At 67.1% G+C, this 10,821-nt stretch carries 11 protein-coding genes; 4 read left to right on the top strand and 7 right to left on the bottom strand.

The features are described 5' to 3' along the window. From WD271_08035 to WD271_08050, 4 genes are all read right to left on the bottom strand, one after another. Positions 1 to 430: acyl-CoA dehydrogenase family protein (locus WD271_08035; protein ID MEX1007782.1), on the bottom strand; the 430-nt coding region annotated here is incomplete at its 3' end. A gap of 24 nt (positions 431 to 454) precedes the next feature. Continuing rightward, on the bottom strand, positions 455 to 1,588 hold the full coding sequence (locus WD271_08040) for an acyl-CoA dehydrogenase (protein ID MEX1007783.1): 1,134 nt from the start codon (positions 1,586 to 1,588) through the stop codon (positions 455 to 457). A 74-nt stretch (positions 1,589 to 1,662) separates the two neighbouring features. After that, positions 1,663 to 2,103, bottom strand: a complete 441-nt coding sequence (locus WD271_08045; protein MEX1007784.1) for a Zn-ribbon domain-containing OB-fold protein — start codon at positions 2,101 to 2,103, stop codon at positions 1,663 to 1,665. Positions 2,104 to 2,105: 2 nt separating this feature from the next. Continuing rightward, positions 2,106 to 3,335, bottom strand: coding sequence for a thiolase (locus WD271_08050; GenBank protein ID MEX1007785.1), 1,230 nt, complete (start codon positions 3,333 to 3,335; stop codon positions 2,106 to 2,108). 77 nt (positions 3,336 to 3,412) lie between these two features. On the opposite strand from WD271_08050, the gene WD271_08055 reads away from it, so the two are divergent. Next, positions 3,413 to 4,180 carry an SDR family oxidoreductase gene (locus WD271_08055; GenBank protein ID MEX1007786.1) on the top strand — a complete coding sequence of 256 codons (768 nt, stop codon included), beginning with the start codon at positions 3,413 to 3,415 and terminating at the stop codon, positions 4,178 to 4,180. A 4-nt stretch (positions 4,181 to 4,184) separates the two neighbouring features. Further along, on the top strand, positions 4,185 to 4,508 hold the full coding sequence (locus tag WD271_08060; protein MEX1007787.1) for a Rieske 2Fe-2S domain-containing protein: 324 nt from the start codon (positions 4,185 to 4,187) through the stop codon (positions 4,506 to 4,508). On the opposite strand, the gene WD271_08065 is transcribed toward WD271_08060, so the two are convergent. Next, positions 4,505 to 5,725, bottom strand: coding sequence for an amidohydrolase family protein (locus tag WD271_08065; protein MEX1007788.1), 1,221 nt, complete (start codon positions 5,723 to 5,725; stop codon positions 4,505 to 4,507). The genes WD271_08060 and WD271_08065 overlap by 4 nt on opposite strands. A gap of 125 nt (positions 5,726 to 5,850) precedes the next feature. Beyond that, a complete protein-coding gene (locus WD271_08070; GenBank protein ID MEX1007789.1) occupies positions 5,851 to 6,594 on the bottom strand; it encodes a hypothetical protein in 744 nt (247 codons plus the stop codon). A gap of 50 nt (positions 6,595 to 6,644) precedes the next feature. Here WD271_08070 and WD271_08075 point away from each other — a divergent pair, with 50 nt between their 5' ends. Together WD271_08075 and WD271_08080 are read left to right on the top strand one after the other, a co-directional pair. Then, positions 6,645 to 7,625, top strand: a complete 981-nt coding sequence (locus WD271_08075) for an NADPH:quinone oxidoreductase family protein (GenBank protein MEX1007790.1) — start codon at positions 6,645 to 6,647, stop codon at positions 7,623 to 7,625. 5 nt (positions 7,626 to 7,630) lie between these two features. Further along, positions 7,631 to 9,031: an amidohydrolase family protein gene (locus WD271_08080; GenBank protein ID MEX1007791.1), complete on the top strand. Its 1,401-nt coding sequence runs from the start codon at positions 7,631 to 7,633 to the stop codon at positions 9,029 to 9,031. 18 nt (positions 9,032 to 9,049) lie between these two features. On the opposite strand, the gene WD271_08085 is transcribed toward WD271_08080, so the two are convergent. Next, positions 9,050 to 10,627, bottom strand: a complete 1,578-nt coding sequence (locus tag WD271_08085; GenBank protein ID MEX1007792.1) for an ABC transporter substrate-binding protein — start codon at positions 10,625 to 10,627, stop codon at positions 9,050 to 9,052. Positions 10,628 to 10,821 lie beyond the last annotated feature (194 nt).

Here is a 10,821-nt window from a genome sequence, read left to right on the forward strand (position 1 = left end):
CGTCGGAGCCCCCGCTCGGCTCCGAGAGGAACTGCATCCAGATCTCCTCGCCTTTCATGATCGCGGGCAGGTGCTTCTTCTTCTGCTCCTCGGTGCCGAACTCGAGGAGCACGGCCCCACACGGGACGAACGTCGGTATCTGGAGGACGCTCGGGAATTCGTAGCCCGCGACTTCCTGGTTGAACGCGCGCTGGTGCGCGGGCGAGAGCCCCTGCCCGCCGTACTCCTTGGGGAAGCAGATACCGGTGAAGCCGGCGTCGTAGTACTTGCGCTGGAGCTCGCGGGCGCGCGTGATGTCGGCCAGCTCCTCCTCTTCGGGCTTGCCGAGCCGGAGGCCGAGGAACGTGCCGCCTTTCTCCATGTTGTCGGCCAGCCATTCGCGCACGCGCAACCGGAACGACTCGACGCTCTCCATCTCGGTGTCAGTCATGAGTGCAACCTCTGGGCTTTCGGATCACGCGGCGCTTTCGCGCAGTGAGGTGATGCGTTGGCGATGGTCGGCGGGCGTACCGTGGGTGAGCCGGTCGACAGTGACGCGCCGCAGGTACAGGTGGATGTCGTGGTCGTAGGTGAGGCCGATGCCACCGTGCATCTGCACGCAGTCCTGGATGAGCTCGGCGAGGTAGTCGCCGATGTACGCCTTCGCCGCGCTCGCGGTCTCCTCGGCCTCGGGCGCCTCGGCCTGCACTTCGCGCGCCGTCGCCGCCGCGAGGCCGTGGCTCGCTTCGAGCCACATCTTCATGTCGGCGAACCGGTGCTTGAGCTCCTGGTACGAAGCAAGCGGACGACCGAACGAGTAACGGCTGAACATCCAGTCCAGCGTGAAATCGAACACGGTCTGCGCGGCGCCGACGCTCTCGGCGGTCTGGATCACGATCGCGAGCTGGAGTTGCCGCTCGACGTCGGCATCGGCGTGGCCCGGAGTCCCGACGGCGGCGGAAGCGAGCACCCGAACCCCGTCGAACTCGACGCGGGCGTACCGACGCGTGAGGTCGATGCTGTTCAGCTGTGTGATGGTCAAACCCTTCGTGTCCGCGGGGACGAGGAACTGCGCGAGCCCGTCGTCGGTGCGCGCGGTCACGAGCAGCTGCTCGGACTGCGCACCCGCCTCGACCGGCGACTTGACGCCGGACAACACGAAGCCGTCGCCGTCGGCGGTGGCAGTCACCGTGACGTCGCCGAGCCGGTCGTGGGGAGCCGGCTCCGCGACCGCCCACGTCGCGAGCACCTCACCGGCGACGAGCGCCGGGAGCAGACCGGCCTTCTGCTCGTCGGTTCCTGATCGGGCGATCGCGGCAGCCACCACGTTCGCCGGAAGCAACGGACCCGGTGCGACGTGGGCGCCGAACGCATCGGCGACCAGCGTGAGATCGACGACGCCCGAGCCGCTGATGCTCCCGCCCCCGAGCTCCTCGGGAACGAGCAGCGACGTCCAGCCCAGCTCGGCGCCCTGCCGCCAGTAATCGCGCTCGAAACCCGCCGCCGATGCTGCGAGCTCCCGGACCTGCACGATCGGGCACTCACCCTCCAGGAACTTCCGCGTCGTGTCGCGGAAGAACTCCTGGTCGTCGGTCAGCGTGACTTCCATCGCACCCCTTCTGGCCTTGTCCGGGTGTTCATCCTGGCGAGGATTTGGGCGCCGCGCAAAGCCGGGAGGGCGCTTCATTCGGGCGCGAAGCGCGGGAAGGCCAGGGTGTCACTCACCCGGTCCCACTTGATACGCACCCGATCGCCGATCGTCACGCTGTCGGGATCGCAGTCGACGACGTTCGCAGTCATGCGGGACCCCGCACCCCCGGTGCCGTCGAGCTCGATCACCGCGGTGACATAAGGCACGACCTCCGCCAGATTGGGCGACAGCGCGTGCCGAACGACGGTGTACGTGTAGATCGTCCCCGTACCGGGAAGCTCGACCCACTCGACCGCCTGGTGCTGGCACGCGAAGCAGAACGGGCCGGGTGGGAGACGGAACGTCCCGCACTCGGTGCAGCGCGGTGCGACCAGCCGGCCGTCGAGCGCGGCGTCCCAGAACGGCTGCGTCTCGTCGTCGGCGTAGGGATCCGTCATCGCGGACGGGAACACGCCGCGGCGCGCCTCGGCCATCGCTACCTCCTCAACAACGTGCCGCTCACGGGCAACGCCGCCGGACCGCCGCTGACGAGTGCGATCTCCGCGCCCTCCACCTGGTTGATCGCGGTGCCGCGGAGCTGCTCGACCGCCTCGCGCACGTGGGTCATGCCGATGATGTACGCCTCCGACAGGTTGCCGCCGTGCGTGTTCACCGGGATCGTGCCGGTGGGCCACCGGATGTTGCCGTCGGCGACGAACGGACCGCCCTCCCCTACGGATGCGAACCCGTAGTCCTCGATCTGCATGAGGACCATCGGCGAGAAGTGGTCGTAGAGCAACGCGACGTCGACGTCTTCGGGCGTGATCCCCGCCATCTCGTACATCCGCTTCGCGACCGGGCGGTGACCGGACGACGCGAAGTAATCGTCGGGCGCCTGGAAGTAGTTGAAGATGGCGGGACCCCAGCGTCCCATGCCACCGTGCGCGGAAGCCAGTACGTACACCGGCGGCTGGCGGAGATCTTTGGCTCGCTCCGCCGACGTGGTGATGATCGCGACCGCGCCGTCGCTTTCCATCGTGTAGTCGAAGAGGCAGAGCGGATCGGCGATCATGCGCGCGCTGAAGTAGTCGTCGATCGTGAGCGGGTTGCGCTGCAGCGCAGTCGGGCGGCGGATCGCGTTGTCGCGTTGTGAGATGACGATCTCGGCGAGGTGCTCACGTTTGGTGCCGTAGAGGTGCATGTGCCGTTGCGTCAGCATGGCGAAGTTGTGACCGGGCGAACCGATGCCCGCGCTCGCGGTGAACGCCGCGGCGGGATCGCTCCCGCCGCCCCCGTACGGATTGCCTCCACCCCCGGCGCCTCCACCCCCGGCACCGCTCCCGGCGGCGCTTTGCACCGCAGTGCCGCCGAGGCGCCGCGTGACCTGTTGGAGCGTCATGAGGCTGACGCACACATTGGCCATTCCCGCGACGATCGCCGCCGACGCAAGACCGATCGAACCCGCCGAGCCGCCACCACCCGACGTCAGCGACGCGGCGAAGCGCACTTCGGGGACGCCCAACGTCGCGGCCACCTGCGCGGGATCGCAGGCGAACGAGTAGATCGCAAAACCGTCGAGGTCGTCGATGGCAAGCCCGGCGTCGTCGAGTGCGAGCAGGATCGCCTTGCACGCCATCTCGAGCGGGGTTTGTGGCAGCGATTGCCCGCGCTTGTAGTACGGGGTTGCCCCGACCCCGACGACGGCGGTCTGGTCCTTCATCGTCATGGCCCGGCATCCTGGCGAGCTTCTGGCCGCTGCGCAATTTCATCGATCTAGGCTCGCTGTCGACGAAGGGAGACAACGTGCAGGTCGATCTGGGTGGAAGGGTCGCGATCGTGACCGGGTCCGGGAATCTCCGCGGGATTGGCGCGACCTACGCGCGGGCGCTCGCGGAACAGGGCGCGGCTGTCGTCGTCGCCGACGTGAACGACGCGGGCGCGACGAGCGTGGCAGAGCAGCTTCGCTCTGAGGGACTGTCGGCCGTCGCGCACGCGACCGACATCACCGATCGCGAGTCGGTGCGCTCGGTGATGGAGCGGGCGCGCGACGAGTTCGGCGGTGTCGACATCCTCGTGAACAACGCCGCGCTCATGGCCGACATGGAGATGAGCCCGGTGTACAGCTACCCCTACGAAGAGTGGGATCGCGTGCTCTCGGTCAACCTCACTGGGGCGTTCAACTGCTGTCACGAGGCAGTGCCGTTCATGCAGGAGCGAGACGGCGGAAAGATCGTGAACCAGTCATCGGGCGGCGCGTTCCCTCCACAAGGCGTGTACGGCATCACCAAGCTCGGAGTGGTGGCGCTCACGGTGGCGCTGGCGAAGGAACTCGGCGGGTTCAAGATCAACGTGAACGCGATCGCACCCGGGCACGTGGTGACCGAAGCGAGCGAGAAGATCGCGCCGGAAGGATCCGACTTCCACAAGATGATCATGGACGCGGCTCCGCGCGGCGGCTCGAACCATCCGGAAGCGTTGGTGGGTGCATTGCTCTTGCTCGTCTCCCCGGATGGCGACTGGATCACGGGTCAGACGCTCAACGTCGACGGCGGCTGGGTCACGAGGACCTGACATCGTGCCGACGTTCCATGACGCCATCCCGAACGACTGGATCGGGCCCGGCGAGACCACCGCGGTAGACGTCGACGGTATCCCGGTCGCGATCGCCAACGTCGAAGGCGAGTTCTTCGCGTTCGGGAACTTCTGTCCCCATCAAGCCACGCCGCTCGGCGGCCAACCGCTGCAGAAGCGATGCGTCCTCACGTGCCCGGAACACCACAGCATGTACGACGTGCGCTCCGGCGAGTGCGTCATGCCGTCAGACGACGGCTTCGAAGGTCACCTCACCATGTACGAGACACGCGTGGTCGATGACGTCGTGCAGGTGTCGCTCGGCTAAGCGTCGACTTTCATGATCTTGCCGAGTGAGCCACCCATGATGAGCTTTTGCGTCTCCATGGGCAGGTTCTCGACGACTTCCGAGTAGCCGAGCGGGTCACCCATGCCCTCGGGGTGCGGGAAGTCCGACCCGAACATGAGGTGGTCGGCGGGAAGGAGCTCCAGCAGACCCGCAGGGTCGGGGTCGTGCCAGATGTGCACGTAGATGTTGCGCTTGAACACCTCGAGCGGGTCCTCGTCGAACAACACCGATTGCCGCTCGCTTGCGCGCTGCAGCTTCGCGACGAAAGGACGGATCCATTCGCTGCCGAACTCGACCGGTGCGAACTTCAGCGTGGGGAAGCGCGTCGCGAGCTCGTGGCCGATGATCGAGGCCATGGCGTCGATGAGGTTCGACTTCTCCGACGAGAGGGTCATGAAGCCGGGCGATCCGTTGCTGACGAACGCACGGAACTCGCGGTCGCCCAGCCCTTCCCAGTCGTTGATGTAGCGCTGGTAGCCGCTGTCGCCCGAGTGCATGCCGACCACGATGTCGAGCTCCGACACGAGCTCCCAGAACGGGTCGAACTCCGGCAGGGCGAAGGATCGCCTCCCGCGGTAGGTGGGAACCGGCGCCACTCGGAGGAGGAACGCGCGCGCACCGTTCTCGGCGACCCACTGGAGCTCCTCGATCGCCTTGTCCATCTTGGAGAGGCTGATGATCGGCGTCGCGAAGATGGCGTCGGCGTAGTTGAACGTCCAGTGCTCGAGCATCCACTCGTTGAGCGCGTGGACGACGGCGCACGCGGCGTCGGGATCGTCAGCGAGGCGCTCTTCGACAACGCTGGCCAGCGTGGGCCACATGAGCGCCCGGTCGATACCCATGTCCTTCATCAGCGCGAGCCGGGGCTCGGGATCGAAGAAGGCCTCGTGGCCCGGCATGATCTTCGGCTTCGCTCCCCTGGTGTCGGCTTGCTTGCCGCGCGAGGGCGCGTGTTCGCGGCCGTAGCCGCCGGGGACCGCGACCACGTTGAAGGTGGGGTTCGGGATGTAGTCGCTGAGCTTGTCCTTGATGGCGAGTTTGGTGCGCCCGTTGATCTCGACGTACTTGATGACGCCGTCGAACTCCTTCGGGATGAACTTCGTGAGCGCATCCCGGTTCTCGTACATGTGGTTGTCGGCATCGAAGGTGGGGTAAGGGAGGCGCCGCTCCCGCATGTATACGAACTCGTCGGCCATCGGGAATCGTCCCCCTGGGCCCTCGGCCCGGTCGCGTGAGTGGGATTCCCCTCCAGGCTAAGCCCCGGAAGGTGTGAAGGCAATTTAGGCCCGAAGAAGTCGGTAGCCGCGCAATTCCGGAACGCTCACCACTCGAAGTCGTATTCGAGCGGCACGATGGCTCGATAGGGAAGGAAGGCAATCGACTCGTACACGCCGCCGTGCGCGGGGTACCGGCCGAGAGCGCCCCCGTACCGCAACGCGCCTTCGATGCGCGGCATGACGACAGTGGGATCGCCCTCGAGCACGAGGATGTGCAGGAGCAGATCCTGTTCGTCGGCTTCGACTGCATCGAAACGCATCGCCGCGAGGACGCCTTCGACCGCAAGAAGGTCGACGAGGTGGGTGTGGCGCCACCAGCGCAGCGCGTCGTCACGCCGGTCGGCTGACGGCGCGCGACCGAGCGCGACGACGAGGCCGCGATGCCCGATGTACGGCACCGCCTCGTCGCTCACCAGTACCGACGCGCGCGTAAACGTCTCGCCGAGTCGCCACCGTCGGACGAACGGCACGTGGCCGCTGCGCCAGAAGCGCCCGGCCTTGATGATGCCGCGGTCCTTGGTGGTCCAGCCCGCCGCGGCCTCCTCACCGGCGAAGTCGGGCACGCCCAGGTAGTACATCGTGAGGTACGGAGGATGCCCGCCGGTCAGGTCGCTGCCCCCACCTCCGAGACCTTGCAGGTCACGCGGCGCGACGTAGCGCTTCGCCATGAGTACGTCCGGCTTCGACACATGCTCGGGTAGGTGATCGAGGTCGTACCAGCGGTTGTACTCGTCGGTGACGTCACGCGGGATGTCGAGCAGTGCGAGCAGGATCCCCTTCACTTCCATGCACGTCACGCTACGCCCTCTTCCGCGTTTGGGAGGGTTAGCCTGCGGCGATGAGAGCCGCGCGGTGTCTTGCGTACGGGCCACCGGAGAGCGTGGTGGTGGAAGAGCTGCCCGACCCGGTGCCCGAACGCGAACAGGTCGTGGTCGCCGTCGAGGCGGCGGCACTCAACTACCCCGACGTGCTCATCGTCGCCAACCAGTACCAGGTCTCCATGCCACCCCCGTTCATTCCGGGCAGCGAGTACGCGGGGACCGTGAGCGTGGTCGGGAGTGACGTCACCGACTTCGCGCCCGGCAACCGCGTGTTCGGCACGGCCTTCGTCGGCGCGTGCGCGGAGATGGTGTGCGTGTCGGCCGGTGCGCTGCGACCGATCCCCGACGGCGTCACCGCGGCCGAAGCCGCCGCGTTCGGTGTCGTGTACCAAACCGCGTACCACGCCTTGCGCAGCGTCGCCGCGGTGGAGCCGGCTGAATGGGTGGTCGTGCTGGGCGCCGCGGGCGGGGTCGGGCTCGCCTCGGTCGAGCTGGCGCGGATGCTCGGCGCGCGCGTGCTGGCGGCCGCGTCGTCACCGGCCAAGCTCGACGTGTGCCGCGCCGCGGGCGCCGAGGCCGTCATCGACTACGAAACCGAGGATCTCAAGGAGCGCATCAAGGAGATCACCGGGGGTGGCGCCGATGTGGTGCTCGACCCGGTCGGAGGGCACTACAGCGAGCTCGCACTGCGCGCCACGCGCTGGGGAGGCCGCTTCGTGACGATCGGGTTCGCGTCCGGGGAGATCCCGCGCATCCCGCTCAACCTCGTGTTGCTGAAGGGCGTGATCGTGAAGGGCTTCGAGATCCGCACCTACTCGGAGCACGCACCGGTAGAAGCACGCCGCGATCGTGAAGAGCTCGACGAGCTGTTCCGTGCGGGCAAGATCCGGCCGCACGTGTCGGCCGTCTACCCGCTCGACGGGGTGGGGGCTGCGTTGGCTGATCTCGCCGAACGCCGCGCTGTCGGCAAGATCGTCATCGACCCCAGGTTGGGGTGAGCAACGTGGCAGGACGCGTGCCGCTCCCTGTGCTGCTGCAACGTCGGAGCACCGACGAGTACGCGCCCGTTCCGCTCGGCGAACACGACCGGCGCGTCCGCACCCGTGTTGCCGAACAGGTCGACGCAGGGGCGGCTGCGCTGAAGCGCTCGCCATCGCTGTACGCGACGAGCCGGCTCGGTACTGCGGCGGGGCTCCTCGCCCTCAACGCCGAGTTCGGGGACGACTACTACCGAGTTCCCCCCGAGGCGACGCTCGACGCGGATGCCGCGGAGTCCGCGCTCGGTGGCGACCAACTGCTCGTCGACGTGCAGACGCACTACGTCGCCGGTCGCCCCGACAACGCGCAGCTCCAGGAATGGACGATGCAGATGTACCGCTCGCTCGCACCCTCTTGGTGGGACGGGATCGACGGCATGGTCGTCTACGACTTCGCCGAGTACCTGCGCTGTGTGTTCGTCGAGTCCGACGTCGACGTCGCGGTGCTCACGTCGAACCCGGGTGTCGACGAGCGGCGCATGTTGTTCAATCCGGAGCTCGCCGGAAGCCGCGAGCTCGTCGACCGGCTCGCCGGGACCGGGCGACTCCTCAACCACGCGGTCGTGCACCCGAACCACGGCGAGACCGCGCAGATGGAGGACTGGCGCGACCGGTTCCGCCCGGTCGGGTGGAAGGTGTACACGCTCGGCAAGCTCGTCGACGGGGAATGGGTATCCACCTGGCGGCTCGACGACGACGACGGCCATCGGTTCCTCGACGAGGCGGAGCGACTCGCGGTACCGCTCGTGTGCGCGCACAAGGGCATCGCGTTCCACGCGGCAGCCGGCTCACCCGACGACGTCGGGCCCGCGGCGCGTGCACACCCAAACGTCGATTTCGTGATCTACCACTCGGGGTACGAGATGCCCGATGAGGCGGGGCCCAATGAGGACGGGGAAGTCGAAGGCCCGTTCCGGGAGACGACCGCGGATATCGGGGTGAACCGATTGATCACCACGATGCGCGATCACGGCCTCGGCCCCGGCGACAACGTCTCGGCCGAGCTCGGCACCACGTGGTTCTGCCTGGTGCGGCGGCCCGACGCCGCCGCGCATGTGCTGGGGAAGCTCATGCGCGCGTTCGGCGAGGACAACATCATCTGGGGCACCGACTCGGTCTGGTACGGGCCGAACCGGCCGGTGGTCGACGCGTTCCGCGCGTTCCAGATCCCGGAGCGCATGCAGGAAGAGTTCGGCTACCCGGCGCTCACGCCGCGGGTCAAGGAGAAGATCCTCGGCCTCAACGCCAGCCGCCTCTATGGGATCGACACCGCGGCCGCCCGGGGCCGGCGCGGGCGCGACGACCTGGGGTGGATCAGTGCCGCGCGCGCGGAGTTCGAGCGCACCGGGGTCCCGATCTCGGGTTGAGCTCGGGCTTCGGGACGCCTACTTCTTGATATAGGTCTTGAAGACGTCGACGCGTGGTTGGCCAAAGACATCGGGTCGGTACGTGACATTGCCGACGCGATCAGGGTTGTACGCGGTGATGTTCGGCGACCACACGAGGTACACGTGCAACGCGTTCTTCACGATGTAGGCGTCGAGGTCCCACCAAGCCTGCTGGAACTCCTTGGAGCCGCCCCCCAGCTTGCGGATGGTGTCGACCATCGCGTTGAGCTTCGGGTCGTCGTAGTTGCACTTGTCGCCGATGCTCCCGAGAACGAGGACCCGCGTCACCTTGTCGAGGCCACCGCGCCGCAGCGGAACGATGCCGGCGGGCGCCTTGTTGTCGGTGAAGAACTCCTGCACGATGTTCGTGAAGTTCACGAGGTTGGCCGTAACACCGACTTTCGCCCACTGCTCCTTGAGGATCTCGGCAATGCGCTGCGTCTCCGGGAGCGGCCCGGCGTACAGGTCGAACGAGATATTGCTGGCGCCGGCTTCCTCGAGCAACGCCTTCGCCTTCTTCGGGTTGTACTTGTAGTAGTCCTTCAGCTTCGGGTTGAAGAGCGTGTTCGCCTGGGTCCATGTCGCCCACATCGGCTCGCTCTGGCCCTGGTAGATGAGTTCGTTGATCTGGTTGCGGTCGACCGCGTAGTTCAGGGCCTGGCGCACCTTCACGTTGTCGAGAGGCGCCTGGCTCTTGCACCACTGCACGCCGATGAAGGACGAGTCGCTCGCCTCCACCTTCACCGTCAGGCCGCCGGCTTCGAGCGGGCTCACCTGATCGAGGGTGCCGACACCCCCGGCGTCGACGATGTTGTCGAGCAGGGCGTTGACGCCGGCCTGCGGGTCGGTGCTCGTCACCTGCACGAGCTCGACCCCCGCGAGCTTGATTTTCTTCGCCTGGAAGTACTTCAGGTTCTTCTCGAACACCACCGAACGCTCGGGCGTGTACGACTTCAGCAAGAACGGCCCCGCGCCCACCGGCTTGTCGTCGAGGCTCGTACCACTCTTCGCCGCGGTCGGCGACACAACCATGGTCTCGCCGTGCGCGAGCAGGTTGTAGAACTGGCCCGCGATCGGTGTCTTCAAGGCGATCGTCAGCTTCGTCGGGCTGTCGACCGTGATCGACGCGACTTCGCTGAGCTCGGCACGGACGGCGCCGACATTGCCCGCCGCGATCATGCGCTCGATGCTGAACTTCACCGCGTCGGCGTCGAGCGGCGTGTCGTCGGAGAACTTCAGGTTCGGCCGCAGCTCGACCACGATCGCCTGCGGATCCGTGACAGTCGCCGACTTCGCAAGGCCGGGCGAATACGAGCCGTCGGCATTCTGGCGCAGGAGCGAGTCGTAGATGAACTGCTGGTAGTACCAGTCGTTGGGCGACGCCACCGTGGTCGGGTCGAACCGGATCCCGCCCAGAATCGCGAGGTCGGCCCCGAACTTGATGACTCCCGCCTTGTCGACCTGACCGTTCCCGCTGCTCGCGGCCGCCCCGGCGGTCGCCGTCGTGCCGACCCACGCGGCACCCAACGCGACGCTCAGGGCAAGGAGCGCGGCAAAGGTTCGCTGACGTGACATCGTCCCCCCGAATGCAAACGGCCGACCTGAACCGGCGGCATCCTAACGTCGGCGGCCCCGAAATGTGGGTCGGCAGTAGGGTCGAAGGATGCTGTACATCAACGGGGAATGGCGGACGGCCGTCTCGGGACGGACGTTCGAATCGAAGAACCCGGCCACGGGTGAGGTCATCGACTCTGTGGCCGACGCCGGCG

It is taken from the genome of Acidimicrobiia bacterium, assembly GCA_040880805.1.
Classification (GTDB): Bacteria; Actinomycetota; Acidimicrobiia; order IMCC26256; family DASPTH01; genus DASPTH01.

Excerpts from the sequence above, each read along its gene's own strand:
- WD271_08050 (MEX1007785.1), bottom strand. The coding sequence starts at position 3,335 with ATGACGATGAAGGACCAGACCGCCGTCGTCGGGGTCGGGGCAACCCCG.
- WD271_08040 (MEX1007783.1), bottom strand. The coding sequence starts at position 1,588 with ATGGAAGTCACGCTGACCGACGACCAGGAGTTCTTCCGCGACACGACG.
- WD271_08065 (MEX1007788.1), bottom strand. The coding sequence starts at position 5,725 with ATGGCCGACGAGTTCGTATACATGCGGGAGCGGCGCCTCCCTTACCCC.
- WD271_08085 (MEX1007792.1), bottom strand. The coding sequence starts at position 10,627 with ATGTCACGTCAGCGAACCTTTGCCGCGCTCCTTGCCCTGAGCGTCGCG.
- WD271_08070 (MEX1007789.1), bottom strand. The coding sequence starts at position 6,594 with ATGGAAGTGAAGGGGATCCTGCTCGCACTGCTCGACATCCCGCGTGAC.
- WD271_08045 (MEX1007784.1), bottom strand. The coding sequence starts at position 2,103 with ATGGCCGAGGCGCGCCGCGGCGTGTTCCCGTCCGCGATGACGGATCCC.
- WD271_08075 (MEX1007790.1), top strand. The coding sequence starts at position 6,645 with ATGAGAGCCGCGCGGTGTCTTGCGTACGGGCCACCGGAGAGCGTGGTG.